This is a genomic window from Mesorhizobium sp. USDA 4775 (assembly GCF_054062655.1).
The window spans coordinates 3,233,769-3,248,282 of the sequence record NZ_JBSSFM010000001.1; the positions used below are offsets into that span (position 1 = coordinate 3,233,769).

The 14,514-nt window shown below is 58.4% G+C and carries 24 protein-coding genes; 10 read left to right on the plus strand and 14 right to left on the minus strand.

The features are described from left to right. Window positions 1–159: 159 nt before the first annotated feature. Window positions 160–1,053, plus strand: a complete 894-nt coding sequence (locus ACVILI_RS15590; RefSeq protein WP_457102526.1) for a hypothetical protein — start codon at window positions 160–162, stop codon at window positions 1,051–1,053. A gap of 99 nt (window positions 1,054–1,152) precedes the next feature. On the opposite strand, the gene ACVILI_RS15595 is transcribed toward ACVILI_RS15590, so the two are convergent. The 3 genes from ACVILI_RS15595 to ACVILI_RS15605 form a co-directional block, all read right to left on the minus strand. Further along, a complete protein-coding gene (locus ACVILI_RS15595; protein WP_457102527.1) occupies window positions 1,153–1,815 on the minus strand; it encodes a DUF6602 domain-containing protein in 663 nt (220 codons plus the stop codon). 105 nt (window positions 1,816–1,920) lie between these two features. Further along, window positions 1,921–2,250 carry a calcium-binding protein gene (locus ACVILI_RS15600; RefSeq protein WP_457102528.1) on the minus strand — a complete coding sequence of 110 codons (330 nt, stop codon included), beginning with the start codon at window positions 2,248–2,250 and terminating at the stop codon, window positions 1,921–1,923. 44 nt (window positions 2,251–2,294) lie between these two features. Then, a complete protein-coding gene (locus ACVILI_RS15605) occupies window positions 2,295–2,795 on the minus strand; it encodes a hypothetical protein (RefSeq protein WP_457102529.1) in 501 nt (166 codons plus the stop codon). A gap of 209 nt (window positions 2,796–3,004) precedes the next feature. Between ACVILI_RS15605 and ACVILI_RS15610 the strand changes: the two genes are divergently transcribed. Next, entirely contained in the window at window positions 3,005–3,133 is a 129-nt protein-coding gene (locus ACVILI_RS15610; RefSeq protein WP_457102530.1) for a hypothetical protein, read from the plus strand. Between the two features lie 20 nt (window positions 3,134–3,153). On the opposite strand, the gene ACVILI_RS15615 is transcribed toward ACVILI_RS15610, so the two are convergent. The 3 genes from ACVILI_RS15615 to ACVILI_RS15625 form a co-directional block, all read right to left on the minus strand. Further along, window positions 3,154–3,390 carry a hypothetical protein gene (locus tag ACVILI_RS15615; protein WP_202362421.1) on the minus strand — a complete coding sequence of 79 codons (237 nt, stop codon included), beginning with the start codon at window positions 3,388–3,390 and terminating at the stop codon, window positions 3,154–3,156. Between the two features lie 490 nt (window positions 3,391–3,880). After that, window positions 3,881–4,180 (minus strand): hypothetical protein, encoded by a 300-nt coding sequence (locus ACVILI_RS15620; RefSeq protein ID WP_457102531.1) that lies wholly within the window; start codon window positions 4,178–4,180, stop codon window positions 3,881–3,883. Window positions 4,181–4,232: 52 nt separating this feature from the next. After that, complete coding sequence (locus ACVILI_RS15625) at window positions 4,233–4,433, minus strand: hypothetical protein (protein WP_019863657.1); 201 nt, start codon at window positions 4,431–4,433, stop codon at window positions 4,233–4,235. 130 nt (window positions 4,434–4,563) lie between these two features. Between ACVILI_RS15625 and ACVILI_RS15630 the strand changes: the two genes are divergently transcribed. Continuing rightward, window positions 4,564–5,421: an ATP-dependent DNA ligase gene (locus ACVILI_RS15630; RefSeq protein ID WP_457102532.1), complete on the plus strand. Its 858-nt coding sequence runs from the start codon at window positions 4,564–4,566 to the stop codon at window positions 5,419–5,421. After that, window positions 5,418–5,618 carry a DUF768 domain-containing protein gene (locus ACVILI_RS15635; protein ID WP_038645947.1) on the plus strand — a complete coding sequence of 67 codons (201 nt, stop codon included), beginning with the start codon at window positions 5,418–5,420 and terminating at the stop codon, window positions 5,616–5,618. The genes ACVILI_RS15630 and ACVILI_RS15635 overlap by 4 nt, the downstream gene beginning before the upstream one ends. Before the next feature lie 243 nt (window positions 5,619–5,861). Here ACVILI_RS15635 and ACVILI_RS15640 read toward each other — a convergent pair whose 3' ends face one another. From ACVILI_RS15640 to ACVILI_RS15655, 4 genes are all read right to left on the minus strand, one after another. Beyond that, a complete protein-coding gene (locus tag ACVILI_RS15640; protein WP_441937780.1) occupies window positions 5,862–6,056 on the minus strand; it encodes a hypothetical protein in 195 nt (64 codons plus the stop codon). 129 nt (window positions 6,057–6,185) lie between these two features. Next, complete coding sequence (locus ACVILI_RS15645) at window positions 6,186–6,431, minus strand: hypothetical protein (protein WP_457102533.1); 246 nt, start codon at window positions 6,429–6,431, stop codon at window positions 6,186–6,188. Then, a complete protein-coding gene (locus ACVILI_RS15650; RefSeq protein ID WP_441937782.1) occupies window positions 6,428–6,628 on the minus strand; it encodes a hypothetical protein in 201 nt (66 codons plus the stop codon). Before ACVILI_RS15650 ends, ACVILI_RS15645 begins: the two co-directional genes overlap by 4 nt. Further along, the gene (locus tag ACVILI_RS15655) at window positions 6,625–7,317 is read right to left on the minus strand and encodes an SOS response-associated peptidase (RefSeq protein WP_457102534.1); all 693 of its coding nucleotides are present in this window, start codon (window positions 7,315–7,317) and stop codon (window positions 6,625–6,627) included. The genes ACVILI_RS15650 and ACVILI_RS15655 overlap by 4 nt, the downstream gene beginning before the upstream one ends. Before the next feature lie 147 nt (window positions 7,318–7,464). On the opposite strand from ACVILI_RS15655, the gene ACVILI_RS15660 reads away from it, so the two are divergent. Together ACVILI_RS15660 and ACVILI_RS15665 are read left to right on the plus strand one after the other, a co-directional pair. Beyond that, window positions 7,465–7,674: a hypothetical protein gene (locus ACVILI_RS15660; RefSeq protein ID WP_457102535.1), complete on the plus strand. Its 210-nt coding sequence runs from the start codon at window positions 7,465–7,467 to the stop codon at window positions 7,672–7,674. After that, window positions 7,675–8,136, plus strand: a complete 462-nt coding sequence (locus ACVILI_RS15665; protein ID WP_010915373.1) for a hypothetical protein — start codon at window positions 7,675–7,677, stop codon at window positions 8,134–8,136. A 17-nt stretch (window positions 8,137–8,153) separates the two neighbouring features. Here ACVILI_RS15665 and ACVILI_RS15670 read toward each other — a convergent pair whose 3' ends face one another. Continuing rightward, window positions 8,154–8,918, minus strand: coding sequence for a plasmid partitioning protein RepB C-terminal domain-containing protein (locus ACVILI_RS15670; RefSeq protein WP_457102536.1), 765 nt, complete (start codon window positions 8,916–8,918; stop codon window positions 8,154–8,156). Between the two features lie 80 nt (window positions 8,919–8,998). After that, window positions 8,999–10,558, minus strand: a complete 1,560-nt coding sequence (locus ACVILI_RS15675; protein WP_457102537.1) for a recombinase family protein — start codon at window positions 10,556–10,558, stop codon at window positions 8,999–9,001. A 307-nt stretch (window positions 10,559–10,865) separates the two neighbouring features. Between ACVILI_RS15675 and ACVILI_RS15680 the strand changes: the two genes are divergently transcribed. Continuing rightward, window positions 10,866–11,183: a YMGG-like glycine zipper-containing protein gene (locus ACVILI_RS15680; RefSeq protein WP_019863671.1), complete on the plus strand. Its 318-nt coding sequence runs from the start codon at window positions 10,866–10,868 to the stop codon at window positions 11,181–11,183. Here the strand turns inward: ACVILI_RS15680 and ACVILI_RS15685 are convergent. Both ACVILI_RS15685 and ACVILI_RS15690 read right to left on the minus strand, forming a co-directional pair. Further along, on the minus strand, window positions 11,177–11,806 hold the full coding sequence (locus tag ACVILI_RS15685; protein WP_457102538.1) for a class I SAM-dependent methyltransferase: 630 nt from the start codon (window positions 11,804–11,806) through the stop codon (window positions 11,177–11,179). The genes ACVILI_RS15680 and ACVILI_RS15685 overlap by 7 nt on opposite strands. A 132-nt stretch (window positions 11,807–11,938) precedes the next feature. Continuing rightward, window positions 11,939–12,427 carry a thermonuclease family protein gene (locus ACVILI_RS15690; RefSeq protein ID WP_457102539.1) on the minus strand — a complete coding sequence of 163 codons (489 nt, stop codon included), beginning with the start codon at window positions 12,425–12,427 and terminating at the stop codon, window positions 11,939–11,941. A 238-nt stretch (window positions 12,428–12,665) separates the two neighbouring features. Between ACVILI_RS15690 and ACVILI_RS15695 the strand changes: the two genes are divergently transcribed. From ACVILI_RS15695 to ACVILI_RS15705, 3 genes are all read left to right on the plus strand, one after another. Next, on the plus strand, window positions 12,666–12,953 hold the full coding sequence (locus tag ACVILI_RS15695) for a hypothetical protein (protein WP_038645963.1): 288 nt from the start codon (window positions 12,666–12,668) through the stop codon (window positions 12,951–12,953). 174 nt (window positions 12,954–13,127) lie between these two features. Further along, window positions 13,128–13,349 carry a hypothetical protein gene (locus ACVILI_RS15700; RefSeq protein ID WP_027046691.1) on the plus strand — a complete coding sequence of 74 codons (222 nt, stop codon included), beginning with the start codon at window positions 13,128–13,130 and terminating at the stop codon, window positions 13,347–13,349. 178 nt (window positions 13,350–13,527) lie between these two features. Then, window positions 13,528–14,316, plus strand: coding sequence for a GGDEF domain-containing protein (locus tag ACVILI_RS15705; RefSeq protein ID WP_019857376.1), 789 nt, complete (start codon window positions 13,528–13,530; stop codon window positions 14,314–14,316). The last annotated feature ends 198 nt before the right edge of the window (window positions 14,317–14,514 follow it).

A 14,514-nucleotide genomic window follows, 5' to 3' on the forward strand; every position in this document is an offset into this window, starting at 1 on the left:
ATGCCCGCTCCGGTTCGCCGGGGCGGGCTTTTTTGCGGTCTTTATGCACGAACTTCCCTGATGAGTTTAGGACGCTGCCTATTAGCCCGTTGACGAGGAATAGGTAAACGTGTGCAATAAGCTCTCTAAAGGCAAATTCACGGCGGCATTTTTACTTACATGCTTGACGGCGGTGGGCACGACTACATTACATTCGGCTGGATAGCCACTATCATCGGCCTGTTGCTATTCGGAGCGCTGGGGCAGTCATACAGTACCAGCAAACATCAAAGTTCTTATTATGCCCAGCTATGCGCCCAGCAATATCCAGATAGCCCATTTTCGGCCTCCCGCGTCGATTCCGCTGCCCGCGATCCAGAAGCCCGGCCAGCCGACAACGGCCAGAAAGCTCCTGATTGGTGTGATCTCGCAGCCCAGCAAGCTGTGGCTGAAGATACCAAAGGAATGCATTGGGCTTCGTGGGCTGGCGTCTTATTCACCGTGATCGGTATAATCTTTGTTTGGCGCACTCTCAATGCCAACACCGCTGCGGTTGAACAGGCCAGAGAAGCTAACCAAATCGCCCGAGACGCCAATGAAGCGCAGCTGCGGGCTTATCTGCTTGTAAAGACAGTCCTCGCTGACTTTATCTTCAATCCCCAAAACGGTGAAATTACCGGCGTCACCATTAAACTGGTGATCCGAAATGGCGGGCAAACTCCGGCTATGAATGTCGGGCATAGTATACGATTGAGCGAAACGGTTCTTGGCGATCCGCCGGAAGATATGAGCCAAGCAAAAACTGTTCCTGTAACGTTTGATATGCAGCTTCATCGGGTAGCCGACGTTGCACCTGGCGACGAGATGGTTGTTATCGACCAGGCGATACCGATAAGCGCTTTCGACAGCTTCGAGCGGAAGCATGGGCTGAGTTGCAACCTGAATTGCCACTTGCAGTATAAGCCGGTCGTCAGCAAGGAAGGTAAGCATCTCATTCTGAATTATTGGATTAGGCGGGACGGCAACAAACCGCGCCTGCGCGTCAGCCGGTCTGGCCCAAACGAGACGACCTAGCGAGGTCGTAGACTCATAAACCCGTAGCCACAGACAGGATCAACTCGCGGATGCGGTCAGCATCGTAAGCCTTGTCGGCCAGCACGATCGGTTCACGGCCTAGGTGGCATATTCGACCGGGTTAATCACAGCGCTTAGCAGCGGAACTGTGGCGTAATGGAGGTCGCAGATAAGGCCCCATAGGGCAAGCGGGCCAGTGGCAGAAAAGCCAGTTTTCGATGCATATAGACCAGGATCGATCACCAGCGCGCCAGTGACATTTGGGGACGCTGTGACTTGTGTGGTCAGAGCATCGATTGATGCCCAGCCCCTATACCCCACAGCAAATAACGGGATTTGTGGGCTTGGAGGATTTCCAAAGCTGAGCGTTGCGCCCAACGTCCTCGGTGTCGAAGCTAGAGCGTCAGCGGTCGCGTTAGCCGCTTGCCATTGACCGGCCAGGTTGGACTTGACCTCAATGACTGCCGCCACACTCTCTGCGAGATATAGTCTGGTCTGCCCAGAGCCCACTACTGGAAGAGATGGTCCAAACGGATGCTCCAGCACAACATCAAGTTGGCCGCTTTTTGCACCAGCTGAATTGGTTACATCTCCCGTGCCAAATCGGTAAATTGGCGGAAGCACTTTTGCCAAGAACTCGTCGATAAAAGCTGCGCGTTCTTGGCCTATAGTAGCAGCCGAAAGACCGACACTGCTTTGATGGATGCCGTTGAGGATGATTTGCAGGCCTGTTAGGCGCTGGAAAATATGTGGATTTGGCATTCATAGGTCCCCTTTTTGCCCGACGGGAATGGTTGCCCGGATAAGGGGACGACTGGATTCACGAAGTCAAGTTCGGCGGGTATCACTCGCAATTGATGCGGGCGATTACTTCTCACATCCTATCCCATCGTGGTCGCCGTCCAGTCTGTTTGTATCGGGGCCGGTGATCCTTACGGGGCCGACAACAACCGGATTGTTCCCCTTGCCGCCAGCGCAGTCCAGATCGCCTCCACTGCGAGAGGTCACGCGTCGGTAGCTGTTGACAACGGCGACAGCGCGGGCGCCGTCGCCCTCAATGTGAGTGTTCTGGCTATTCGGATTGAACGGATCGACGGTCTGGGCGAGGCTGTTGGCGCGGTTGGCGTCGCCGGCGGCGAGCGTCACGGAGTCGTAGTGGTTAAGGTAGTCCGCGCCGCACCCCGCGACAGTGAGCATGGCTCCTAGATAAAGCACCGCTTCCAGACGGGCCACTCGAACCATCAGACCGGCGCCGGGTTGACGCCAGCCGCTCTAAGCCGCGCGCCGAGCTTTGCGCGGGTGCCACATGCGGCCTTGTCGCCAGCGACGCATTTGTTGTTCGCGTCCGACCAGTCAAGCAGCGCCGTGTTGATCCAACTGCCCGGTGCGCGCTGAATCCCGTAGGGTGTCGGCGGCGCACCCGCGGCAACGGCTGACGCAGCCGCGGCGCCTTGTCCGTGCGGCGCGCGCTTCCATCCACTTAGGATGAGACAGTTCTTCATATATTGATCTTCGGCGGCCAGGTTACCAAGTGCATTGCCAATTCCTGCCCCGGCAACGAAGCCAGGCGATCCGATAGCAATATAGCCTTGGTCAACCGATCCTTTTTGCATTTCGCACTGAGCATGGGCAACGTCGAAACTAGGCCCATAGCCTATTTGCATGTAGTCAGCTTGATTGCTTGTTTGGCACCCACACAGCGGCGCAATGGCAACTAGTGCCATCAGCATATTTCTGTTCATATCCCCAGCCCTCCCAAGGCGTAAGATCAGCATCTCCTAAAGTTATTATTTGCGCAAGGGATGACCGTTGTTCTGGTAAATTTCGTCGGAATTGACCAGAAATCTATGTGCTTTGCAAAATCAAAGGACATACGGGGTTATTCGCGACGCGTTTGAAGGCCGTCGCGTCCTCCGCCGATATGACGAGCATCGAGTAAGTGGCCGCTGAGGTGACACGGTGGAAGCTGATGGGGCTTGGCGCCCTCGGTGTCACCTGTATGGCGGCGGCGACTCTGGCGTTGCTCGCTACGGCTTATTGGGGCGATATCTGGCACTTGCTGCGCGGCGGGGAAGAGTAATCCTTCGGTTCTAGTCTGCGCTATATTCCGAGGGTTAATGCAACAAACAGAGCCGGCGCGAAGGCAAGGCCGATTGCCATGATAACGACGACGACGATGCCAAGTCTCTCCGTTCGTCTGACACGGTCCTCAATGTTGTCGTCGTCCGCTGAAAGGATGAGGTCGAGCGCTGACGAGATATCGGGCGCAGGGGTATTGTTATCATTGGCTGCTTGATTTGCGACGTCGTGGACTGTCGGGCTCTCGACAACGGTCACCGTCTCCCTCGCTTCTAAGAATCTCAAGACGTCACCTCTAACTCTGATCCAGCGCCCTCCACGAGCGAGGTGCTCGGGGTGCGGTCGTAACGTGATTACAATGCTTCGGTTGCGGGGGCAGGACTTCAGTCGGGGGGCTCGCTGGACCTTAGCCTCACAGCGGAACGCAAATGCGTGCGTGCCACTGCTCGTCGCCCGTTCTGGTTTTCGGTTGCCGTCGGTTTGGGGCTTGTGGCCGATCTGTTTTCCGGCCCCCACCAGGGCGCTATCTTCGGACGCCCGGGAACATAATGATTGTCGCGCCGTCTTCGGGATCCAGCGGTTTATGCCCAGGTTCTTCATGGTAGAGGACCTGGCGTAGATCGCGCTGATCGACCAACTGTCCGCAGTAGGGACAGGAATAGAAATGGTCTTCTTCTCGTGCTGGCCCGGCGCCATGTCGCTTGCCGTGAATAGGCGGGCCAAGGTCTGACAACTTGGTCATAGCGCGTCAACCCGGTTCATCGATCAGCGCTTTTTTCCGCTTGGGCGGGACGTAGCTCTGGACCAGACGCAGCTTGTCCAGATCGACCGTAACCATCGTCCCCAACGTGACCGTGACCTTGTCACCGTCAATTCGCGTAACGTGGCCGGTTAGCTCGATCTGCTGACCCTTCACCAGCTTGGTGGCCGGATCGATTATTGAATGGGGGAAATTGTAACTCGGGATCGAGACGCTGACGCGGTCTTCCGTGACGCGCTTCAGCACCGTCGCCATTATCGCTACTTCGTCGCCGACCTTTATTCCCATGCACTGATTCTGGCGCGGCACACGACGGCGTCAAGGATTAGCGGAAGCTAAATTAATATCGTTCGACCGCGAACTTGAAAACTTCCCTCCGGCCCTGATCCACCACGCGGAACCAATGAGCCTGCACGGTGCGGATCACGAACGGCCCGGCCGTGACCTTGTTCATGGCCTCCAAGGCACTGGTTCCGTGGGCGATGTGTAGGGCCAGCAACTCATCGCCCTGCATTTCGTCGATATGGTACTTGGTCGTCATGGCTTCACCGCCGTGTTCTAACACCAACTTCATCGACCAGTAGAGGTTCCTCACGGCTCGATTGCCCGCCAAAGTTCCGGAACTATTTTAGCTTAATCTTATTTAGTGGCGGTCTGTTAGAGTACAGTGCATGCGTTTGAGGTTCGTCGCTCCCTTGATGCCGGCCCTTGTCGAGCAGCCTCCAGAAGGCGACGGCTGGATTCACGAGGTGAAGTTCGACGGCTACCGCTCGCAACTGATCATCGATGAGGACGGCACCAGGATCTACACGCGTAACGGTCACGACTGGACGGCCAAATATCGCGACCTGGTGAAAGAGGCGGCGAACCTCGGCGCCGAGAATGCCATCATCGACGGTGAGATCATCGTTTTGAACGAGGCCGGCCTGTCCGACTTCGGCGAGCTGCGAAAGGCGATCACCAGGCGGCAACACGACCTGTATTTCGTGGCCTTCGACCTTCTGCACCTCAACGGCCACGACCTTCGCGAAATGGCGCTGGAGGAGCGCCGCGAGATCCTGGCCAGCATGATCGAGCCCGGCGGGCGTATTCAGTTCAGCGAGCCATTGCCGGGCGAAGCGAAGGCCATCTTCCATCTGCTCGACCAGGCTGGGCTTGAGGGCATGGTTTCGAAGCGCAAGGATAGCAAATACCGCAGCGGTCCGTCGACGAGCTGGTTGAAGGCGAAATGCTACTCGGTCGACGAATACGAACTGATTGGCGTCGAGCGTGAAGCCGGCAAGCCGGCCTTTGCCCTGATGGCCGATCGCAAAACCGGCCGCTATGTCGGTTCGGCCTTCATCAACTCCAGCCAGGCTATCCGCGAGCGGCTGTGGAAGCGTGTCCAGGAGCATGCCGGGCCTGCGCCCCAGGGGATGAAGCGGCCGGCGACGCAGTGGGTTAAGCCTGGCATCATCGGGCGCGTGAAGCACTTGCGTGGCGAAGAGGATCTGCGACACGCTTCATTGCAGGATTTTCGTGAGGAATGAGCAAGCGAGGGAGCGATTTTCTCTATCTTTGGATTTCGGACCATCTATCCGACGATCCGATCACTGACCATGTGCTGCTGATCATCGAAATGGCTGTGGATGCGAAACGGGCGGCTGAAGCACAAGGCATTTCCGCCCAAGAGATCGACGAGGAAATCGGCACGATCTACAAATTCATCATGCAGGGGCTGCGCTGACCACCGGGTGCCTTTTGGTCGGGCGAAGACCAACCCGGGGCCGGGCACCTCTATACTTCAGTTTTGGCTAAAATACGGAACGTCCAACGAATGTTACCGGAACCAAAGCGGAAACGTCAGACTTTCGCTGGCGGTACGCAAGACCTTAGTCTTGCTACCCACGGTTTAAGGGCTGAAGCTATTCGGAAGACATAGGGCCGCACTGCAAAGGATCAATACCAGATCTCCACGGGTGGCTACCGCCTAGATGTGCTTGCAAAGCTTGTTCAAGCCGATGCGCATGCGTTGTCCGTCCGCGAAGGACCGGGCGTAAGCTTCTTCCTCAAACGTGCTGACCTGCGCTTTCCCGTTGATGACGACGCGTACGAACCACTCGCCCATATTCTCGACTACTTCGACGCCATCCGGTTCGGGATCTGTCTTTTTCGCGTCAGCCATGGCTTTCGTCCCAGAGGCGAAAGCACCTGATTTGGCTTCCAAGCGCCCGAGTGCCTTGAAAGGGCGAGCGACGCAGAGATTGTACGCTTCCAACAATTCTTTGGCGACTCAGAACGAACGTGAGGCTTCCTAAAGCGGCTTGCCTGCGCGCATCATGGCCCGAGCGATGGCAAGCTGCGTTTCCGTCCTGGCGTTCTCCTTCTGGGTCATGTTGTCCGCCGCGATCAGCCGCCTAAGTGATCGCAGAGTTTCACCGCGCGACCAGCCGGCTTCCAGCATGCAATCGATGATGGCCTGAAACCCGGGCTCCATCGCCTCCTGGCAGTCGATGACTCGGTCTGGATAATCGTTCGCTTCTCTTGGTCGACTGATCATCTCACTCCCGCCAAATAGCTGTCGCCGTGTTCGCGATGTTCGAAACAGAGCCAGTGCGATGGTTGTCTCGGCTTGGCAAATCCGAACGGCGCGCGCTTCCCGCATCGTTCAAACTCGCAGACGTGATTTTCGATCCGCCCGCCTTGCCGCGGCGCCGCCGTCATTCCTTCGGCAAGCTTGATGGGTTCGTCGCTCATAGCGGATTGATCGGCCCGACTAGGGTAGGGTGGTCATTCGGTTGCTTGTTGACGACGGTCGAATTTACGTCGCGTCCGACACGGTTGAACTGCAACTGGCCGTCGATGTCGTGACTGAGGATGTCTTTCAGGTACTCCTTCGGCGTCGCCGGGTCGAGCCAGGCGTCGTAATAGGCCTGGTCGAGAATGACCGGCTGACGGTCGTGCAGGTTCTTCATCGGCTCGCCGGCCGGCTCGGTGATGATGGTGCAACTCGTGATGTCGAGATTTGAGTTGTAGGCCCAAAGCCCGGCAAACGAAAAAGGAGCGTGGCCGGGGAGGTAGATGTGCCAAGGGTCCTTCTTGCCGTCGGCCGGCGAGATCGTCCACTCAAAGAAGCCGTCAGCCGGGATCAAGCATCGTTTCCACTTGAACGCATCCCGGAAGGCCGGCGCGGTGTCGATGCCTTCAATCCTGGCGTTGAACATGGCCGCCTTGGGCATTTCCTTTGCCCAGAACGGAACGAGCCACCATCGCCCCTCCCGCAGGCGGTGGTTCCCGTTCTCGCCGGCGGTGACGAAAGGAACATCCTGCGTCGGCGCGATGTTGTATCGCGGCTCGTCATTGCGGCCGATTTCCGCCGGCGCCGTGAGCCGGTAGAGTCGGTGGATTTCCGACCACGTCAGATATCGGGTGTAGCGGCCGCACATGACATTTCCTCGATCGACAGGCTTCCCGATCCTTCGGTGTGGTTATCCTGCCGACAGTGAACGAAATGAGAACAAAATAGTCAAGCGCCTCTTGACCGGGCAGGAATATGTTCCTTATTCCTGATCTATCTGAGCAGGAAAAGGGCCATGGGAAAGCGCCAAAATGCGCCGATCGGCGAAGCTATGTCCGAATTGGAGTTGGCGGCCCAGCAAGCCATTGCTGCAGCCGGTGGCGACGCTGTGGCCGCCTTGCTGACCGCTCTGGCTAGGAACGCCGAACTTGAACGGGAACTCGCTTTGTCACGCGCGGCGGTCTCGAATGGCTTTTCTCGCGGCTGGCACAAGGCGCGCCCCTAGATGGTGGACACCGCCGAAGACAATTTCCGGATCGAGGTTTGGGATCGGGAGGAAAAGACGCATCTCGAAACCATCTGTCGAACGCCGGACGCGGTGGTGAGCCAAGCGGCCTGGCACGCCGCCATCCGGCGCCGGCCAGGCATGCTGCTGATCCACTACAACAGCCGCCACGTTATGGAGAAGATCGTTACCCCGGGCGAGGTGAAGGTTCCGCCGCAGACGATCATCGACGGCAGTATTCACGCCGGACTAGACGTCGCGCTGGGCGACTTGCGCAGCTGGCACACGCTGCGTGCGTGGTGCACTACTTGCTCGCACCATGCCGAGGTGAAGCCCGAAGGTCTGATCCGGCGCTACGGCAAGGAAGCTCTGTTCAGCTCGGTGGAGCGCGCTCTTTTCTGCACGAGTTGCAAAAAGGGAGGACCGGTTCGGATGGAGATACACAGCATGCCGCGAAACTAAGGGTGATGACCGACCGCTCACGACCCGGCCTGCGGCGGGTGTTTCTTGTATCGAGCCTCGCGGAAGTCGAGCAAGTTCTGAAACACCTCCAGTTGCCTCGCGAAATTGCGCGCTAGATATCGAACCAGCTTGGGGTTGTTCAGCAGTCGGTCGAAATAGCTCGTAGCGGCGATCAGGTTTAGCATTTCTGAGCCGTGGGTGCTGGCAGCGCTCAGATAGTCATGGCTGACCTCGGCAATGTCGGCTTCCATGGCGGCCATTTGCGCAGGGGAAATACCCTCGTATCTTTTTCTGCGAGCCAAGGGATTGGTGAGCTGTGATCGTGGGGTGAGCTCGATCAAGAGCCTCGCTACTCGAAATTCCACGCGGTTCATCGCGAGCATCAGCCGGACAATTTCAACCTGCCGGCCCGGCACGACCTCTCGTAACAAGCCGAAAATCTTCAAGGGGGCGCCGAAATCGTTCAGCATGTCGAGAGCTTCGAGGCAGATGCCTTCGACAAGCGGCTCGTCGACGCGCGGCAAGGAAATCTGCCGGTCTTCGCCGATACCTGGTTTCACCCCGGCCTCTGGCGAATTTTGCATCAAGATCGAAGGAGGCGTTGCGAAGCCATTCGATTGAAGCAATCCTCGAAATGCAGCGATGCGCAGGACATGACGAAAGGCATCGACGACGCTTTCCATGTGGTGTTTCACCGCGTCGGCTTCCCTGATGAATTCCTGCATATTGTCGACTTGGCGCCTGTAGGTCTTCAACAAACCGGAGACACGCAGCGGGTTCATCGGCGCCCGCGAATCTACCGTCAGCCGAATGGCATGCCGATTGTTTGTGACGAAGTCGCGAAGCCCGGCTTTCGTAGTTCTCATATATTTGCCGGCATTGGTTCTCGTCTCGCCATCTCAACCACAGGATCAAGCGAAGCGAAGAGGAAGGCATCAAGGCGCACGCCATTGTCGGCCTTAAGCATGTGAAGGGCAGACTGCGCTTCATGAGCGGGTGCGATCAGGAAGTCACGAACGGTCTGATTATCGGACTCCATCCTGATCAAAATCGTTACCTCTGGCCCGATGAGACCCCGCTTCCAGAACGGCCAGCGTGGAAAACCGGTGACGTTCATCCGATATTGCGCAGTCCAAATCGCCACGGAGAATTCATCATTGACACGCATAATCTTTGTTTGGGGATCGTACCGCGCTGAGCCACCGACCCCGTCGATGTCCGACATCAAGTTCTCGATTGTTTGCTGCCGAATCTGAATGAGCCGCCTTCTGATGTCGAGTTTCCGATAGTTCGCCGACCCGTCGTATCCGATCAACTGGTAGGCGGCGTTCATGCTTCCAAAGCGATGCGCGTAAATGCTGGCTGAATGACAGCCTGGAGCGGCATCAATGATTGGGCTCGACAGCCTTCCCCGTTCTTTCAAAAGCTTGGTCAGATCGGCCAGCAACTCTTCATCGGGTCTGAGGTAAGTGCGCGCCCGCCTGATAGCTTGCGCACGATCGAACAGCGCCCGGGGTACGAGCGGTTCGATGACGTTGTCGGCGCGAACCAATGCGCTTGGCGGATTTCTCAGCCGGTTTTGCAGAAGCCTGTGAGATATTCGGTTCCATACAATGTTGCCGACATATTTCTCGCTGGCCAGTATCGTGCCTACGCACGCTCCGGTCCAAGGCCGGCCAAACTCGGTGACCAGGCCGCGCGCGTTTAGAGCAGATGCAATTTCGACTGCCGTTTTTCCTTTCTTCACGAACTGGTTGAATATCCATCGGACGGTTGACACCTCATTTTCAGGCCCGGGGACGAGAACGACGCGGTCGCTGGCCAGGCCTTTTCGCTCATCACGGTGGAGGATTGCCTTGGGATTTCCAGAGCCGTCGACGAGAAGGCGCCTCAACCCATAGCCTGCAGGGCCGCCTCCGCTGAAACCCAGTTTGACTATTCGGCTTTGACCGGCAAAGACCCTATTCGACAGCATTCGGCTGTATTCCGCAGCCATGCTGCGCTTGATGGCCTTCAGAACATCGGACCCAATGCTCCCATCGTTGACGAATAGCTCAGCGCAGAATTCGATCCGCACTCCGGCTCTTTGGCATCGGTATTCATAAGAGGCGCTTTCATCAGTATTCTGAAAGCGTCCCCATCGGCTGACGTCATAGACCACGACAGTTTCGAAATCGGCCCGCCGGCTTTCGATATCTTCGATAAGCCGCTTCAAGCCCGGGCGCCCCAAGATGCTGAGCCCGCTTCGGCCTGGATCTTCATACGAGGCAACGATGTCGTAACCCATCACCTCTGCATAGTTACGGATCGCGTCCCTTTGATTGTCGATGGAGTAGATCTGCCTCTCCGTCGACATGCGCAGGTATTGAGCAGCGCGAGCCCTTCGCCTTTCAAACTCGGGGGGTGTGGTTGCTTTGTCCATCGCGCGGGCCATGGTACTCAGACCTGATAATAGGGGCCTGTACCGCCTGCGATTTGGTTAGGAAAACATGTCGAGTTTGCTTCGAATGCGAGCCGTCGGCCGCATCCAGATATAAATATATCCGTGCGCAACTATAACGGCCGTTGAGATCAGCGGGTATGCCCGTTTCCTTTGCGCTTTGGAAACCATGGCTTTCAACTCATGGGAAACCCTGACTCACTTCGTGAGAGTGTGCGCCCCCGTTCCGCCGCAATGCGGCCTCACGGGACGATCGATAGGGATTTCAGACGTTTAAGGGAGACTTCACATGACCTTTCACAAAGCCATAGCCGCATTGCTGCTGACCGCCGCACTTGCCGGCTGCCAGTCGCAGACCGAAGGCCAGCAGCGGGCTACCACCGGCGCGCTCATCGGCGGCGCCGGTGGCGCACTCGTCGGCCAGGCGATCGGTGGCAACACCAAGAGCACGGTCATCGGCGCGGCCAGCGGCGCGCTGCTTGGCGCCGTCGTCGGTTCCGCCACTACGCCGCAGCGCCGCGGCGAAGAAATGTGCCGATACCAGGACCGCTACGGCCGCATCTACACGGCACCTTGCGACGACCGGTACTACAACGGCAATTATTGAGAGGCCGCTGGCTCCTTCTTTGCGAAGGCCCAGACCATTAGCGGGTATTCCTCGTCGTTGCTGAGGTCTCGCCAAAGGCCGTAGGCGCGTACCGGGCCACCGATGTGAGCCCGGGCGCACGCCTTGTTGCCCCAGCCATGGACCTTCACGTTGGCTTCGGGGAAGCCGCCCTCGACCATCAGCTGCTTCAGGCCGGCGGGCGTCCACCTGTTGTAATCGTGCGGCCGGGCATGGACCCGGAACAGGAAGGGTGTCGCCACCATCGCCCAGCCGCCAGGCCGGGTCATGGCGTGGATGTTTTGCACCGCTGCGTGCGGGCGCTGGACATGTTCCAGCACCTGGTCGGCAATGACGATCGAATATTGTTCCTCGGTGCGGTCCTTGCAGATGTCGAAGGCCGGGAAATCGACCGAGCGATAGTTGGGGCACATCGCCCGCCAATAGCGGTTCCAGCCCGGCGAGATCTCGATGACGTCGGCGGCCTTGCGGTTGCCGGCTTCCAGAAAGACGGTGAACGCCTCGATCTGGCGGATACGCAGCCAGTTTCGGGAATCATAGCCAAGCAGGCGTTTGGCCATCTGTTTGCCGCGGTTTTTCAGGGTGCCGGCAAGGCTTGTCGTCATCAGATCGACCTCCTCCAAAGCCCGCCGTGAAAACAGCCTAGCCTAGGCAAATGGGCAAAAGATGACAGGACAGCCTATCTCTCTACGCGCACCAGGGGGTGATCGACCGCACGCACAATCGGCGCGAACAGCTTATTGAACCGTCATCTGTTTGCGCCATTCCCATGGCCGGTCGAACGATCCAGCCCATAGGCCGCGCATGGCTGTCCTGGCGTCAGTCTCAGCCTTGGCATAGAAGCCAGCGCTGTATCTCGGCCAGTCGACCGCATAGCCCTTCCTGACCATCCATTCCCCGATATCGACGCCTCCTGCGGTGCAGACAGCCACCATGCGCCTGAACTGGTCGCGGTCGACCTCGATGCAGGACGTCGGGCGATGCGCCTCGAGGAAGTCGGCCAGGGCGAAAGAGGCCTTCTGCCCGCAACGATATTTCTTGCCGGCGGCGTCAAGGCAGAGCTGTGCACTCTCAGGTGCGTCGATGCCGTTGAGGCGAATTCGCTGCCCGTGAATTTCGATTGTGTCTCCGTCAATGACGGAGGGAATGCCGACCAGCGGCGCAGCGGCCGCCGACAACGGAATCAAAGCTGCGGCAGTGGCGAGGAGGGCGGCGCGGGTGATCATGACCGTTTACAGTAGGCCGGGATTTCTTAATGTTTCGACGGGTCCGGTTTACAGCCGGAGAGGCCAGAAACCGCAGAACTGCGCGGTTGGCTTTGGGCCTTCTAAGCCGATGGTCACAGGTTCGAATCCTGTCGGGATCGCCAATAAATCGATGATTTTGCGAGGTTATTTCCTTCCTGTCAAAGGTATGTCGGTTCGCTTTCTGCCGCGCCGGCACGGTGCAGGCTCGCCGTAAGAAATGACCGGCGGGAACCTGACGCTTGCCAGCGCGTTTCGTCGCATGCTCAAGAAGATCGCCTTCGCCGCCGTGCTGTTCCAGGTTGCCGTTTTCTCGGCTCTGATAACGCAGACTGTTCTTTTCGCATCGACGGCGACCCAAGCCGCCGACGTACAGCGCAGCGAACCCGTTGCCGTCACCGACAAGGAATGCGCCGCCGCGAGGTGGCCGAACATTCCGGGTCGTTGTCTGGAGCGGGTTGAGGCGCGCAGCTCCACCGTAACCATGGTGCTGACGGCCGGACAATAGAGCAAAGCTGCGTGGGGCGACCCGGAATTATTTCGTGATCCGCCGAGGCTGGAACCTTAGCCCATATCAGGCGTTCGGGGCCTTGTATTCGCGGGGCCTCATAAAACGCAATGTGTGGGCCGGCGAACGGGCGGGGCAAAACAAGCGCGGGTTGGGGGAGGAGAAAACAAGGCCATGTCGAAACGTGAAATTGGAACGTCCCCTGCCTTGGGACGGCGTATCGCTCAACTCAGAGCCAGAATGCAGGATGCCGAAATTTCCGAGCATGAGATGAAGACCTTCCATAAGGTCGCTGCCATCATGGGGCCGGGCGACGGGTCGCTACAGCTGGATGCCGACGACCTGATCGCGGCATCCTTCGTTGTCGAAGCAAGTGGACCGGCGCCGAATCGTTGACGTTATAAATTCCCCGCATCGCGCGAAATTTAGTTAGCGGGCTTGCGTTCACCGCCGGAGCACGGCTGTTCATTGGGCGAGCATGCTCCGGCTCCCTGATCTCGAATTGAAGGGAAAGTCTTATCAATTTGTTTGCGTTGGTGCGTCATAGTAGCGACGGCTAACGGAGTAGAATGGGATGAAGCTCGACCTGTCGCCGACCAGCTGGGGCAGGGTGATCGCTGTCACCGCCGCCGGCACGGCATTCTTCATCGCCGTGGCGTTTTTCGTCGATTCTTTCAATTTCCCCTATCTCTCGCCCGAGGCCGTCTGGCGCGCCCAAATGACGGACCTTATGCTGCCCCTGGTACTGGGCGGGTCGTTTCTGTTTTTTCTCATGTGGAAGATCCGCCAGCTGGCGATAGCTCAGCGCGACCTCAGCGTCATCGCCGCCACCGATAGCCTGACGGCGGTGCTGAATCGCGGCGCCTTCTCGATGCTGGTCGAGGCCTATCTCGAGGAGACCCGCAAGCAGGAACAGACCCGTTCCGGCGCGCTGCTGATCATCGACGCCGACCACTTCAAGTCTATCAACGACCGCCTCGGTCATGACTGTGGCGACCAGGCGCTCAAGTTGATCGCGCAGGCGATCAAGGGACAGTTGCGCGGCAGCGATATCGTCGGCCGCATCGGCGGCGAGGAGTTTGGCGTGTTTCTTCCCGGTGTCGACCCCTCGCAATCCTGGCTGGTTGCCGAAGGCATCCGCCGGCGGATTCGTGAAATGGACTTTTCGCCCGGCGGCCGCGCCTGTCCGCTTTCCGTCAGCATCGGCGGCACCAGCTTCAGCGGGCCGACGACTTACGAGGCCATATTTTCCGCCGCTGACAGACGGCTCTATGCCGCCAAGTCGAATGGCCGCGATCAGGTGAGTTTCGACCCGGCGGAAGCCACCCTGGTGTCTCAGTCCAGCGTCGCCACGGTGCATTGACCGCAGCCTTGCTGCGCGTGAAGGCTGGGGTCGCCGCTTCCTTGACGCCGTCTTGCCGGTGTGCTTCCTCCGGCTAAGGTGATGTATTGGGCATCGCCAGAGACATTTCTGCTTTCTTGATCTCCTCGGTCTTCCGGGCCGCCGGCGCAGTCACGACCTGTTTCGGTGCCGGCAACGAGTGACGGGACGGCCCGGGCC

What these genes read in the sequence shown, in the direction of transcription:
- ACVILI_RS15590 (WP_457102526.1), top strand. Translation starts at nt 160, where the DNA reads ATGCTTGACGGCGGTGGGCACGACTACATTACATTCGGCTGGATAGCC.
- ACVILI_RS15595 (WP_457102527.1), bottom strand. Translation starts at nt 1,815, where the DNA reads ATGCCAAATCCACATATTTTCCAGCGCCTAACAGGCCTGCAAATCATC.
- ACVILI_RS15600 (WP_457102528.1), bottom strand. Translation starts at nt 2,250, where the DNA reads ATGCTCACTGTCGCGGGGTGCGGCGCGGACTACCTTAACCACTACGAC.
- ACVILI_RS15605 (WP_457102529.1), bottom strand. Translation starts at nt 2,795, where the DNA reads ATGAACAGAAATATGCTGATGGCACTAGTTGCCATTGCGCCGCTGTGT.
- ACVILI_RS15620 (WP_457102531.1), bottom strand. Translation starts at nt 4,180, where the DNA reads ATGGGAATAAAGGTCGGCGACGAAGTAGCGATAATGGCGACGGTGCTG.
- ACVILI_RS15625 (WP_019863657.1), bottom strand. Translation starts at nt 4,433, where the DNA reads ATGACGACCAAGTACCATATCGACGAAATGCAGGGCGATGAGTTGCTG.
- ACVILI_RS15630 (WP_457102532.1), top strand. Translation starts at nt 4,564, where the DNA reads ATGCGTTTGAGGTTCGTCGCTCCCTTGATGCCGGCCCTTGTCGAGCAG.
- ACVILI_RS15635 (WP_038645947.1), top strand. Translation starts at nt 5,418, where the DNA reads ATGAGCAAGCGAGGGAGCGATTTTCTCTATCTTTGGATTTCGGACCAT.
- ACVILI_RS15640 (WP_441937780.1), bottom strand. Translation starts at nt 6,056, where the DNA reads ATGGCTGACGCGAAAAAGACAGATCCCGAACCGGATGGCGTCGAAGTA.
- ACVILI_RS15645 (WP_457102533.1), bottom strand. Translation starts at nt 6,431, where the DNA reads ATGATCAGTCGACCAAGAGAAGCGAACGATTATCCAGACCGAGTCATC.
- ACVILI_RS15650 (WP_441937782.1), bottom strand. Translation starts at nt 6,628, where the DNA reads ATGAGCGACGAACCCATCAAGCTTGCCGAAGGAATGACGGCGGCGCCG.
- ACVILI_RS15655 (WP_457102534.1), bottom strand. Translation starts at nt 7,317, where the DNA reads ATGTGCGGCCGCTACACCCGATATCTGACGTGGTCGGAAATCCACCGA.
- ACVILI_RS15660 (WP_457102535.1), top strand. Translation starts at nt 7,465, where the DNA reads ATGGGAAAGCGCCAAAATGCGCCGATCGGCGAAGCTATGTCCGAATTG.
- ACVILI_RS15665 (WP_010915373.1), top strand. Translation starts at nt 7,675, where the DNA reads ATGGTGGACACCGCCGAAGACAATTTCCGGATCGAGGTTTGGGATCGG.
- ACVILI_RS15670 (WP_457102536.1), bottom strand. Translation starts at nt 8,918, where the DNA reads ATGAACCCGCTGCGTGTCTCCGGTTTGTTGAAGACCTACAGGCGCCAA.
- ACVILI_RS15675 (WP_457102537.1), bottom strand. Translation starts at nt 10,558, where the DNA reads ATGGACAAAGCAACCACACCCCCCGAGTTTGAAAGGCGAAGGGCTCGC.
- ACVILI_RS15680 (WP_019863671.1), top strand. Translation starts at nt 10,866, where the DNA reads ATGACCTTTCACAAAGCCATAGCCGCATTGCTGCTGACCGCCGCACTT.
- ACVILI_RS15685 (WP_457102538.1), bottom strand. Translation starts at nt 11,806, where the DNA reads ATGACGACAAGCCTTGCCGGCACCCTGAAAAACCGCGGCAAACAGATG.
- ACVILI_RS15690 (WP_457102539.1), bottom strand. Translation starts at nt 12,427, where the DNA reads ATGATCACCCGCGCCGCCCTCCTCGCCACTGCCGCAGCTTTGATTCCG.
- ACVILI_RS15695 (WP_038645963.1), top strand. Translation starts at nt 12,666, where the DNA reads ATGACCGGCGGGAACCTGACGCTTGCCAGCGCGTTTCGTCGCATGCTC.
- ACVILI_RS15700 (WP_027046691.1), top strand. Translation starts at nt 13,128, where the DNA reads ATGTCGAAACGTGAAATTGGAACGTCCCCTGCCTTGGGACGGCGTATC.
- ACVILI_RS15705 (WP_019857376.1), top strand. Translation starts at nt 13,528, where the DNA reads ATGAAGCTCGACCTGTCGCCGACCAGCTGGGGCAGGGTGATCGCTGTC.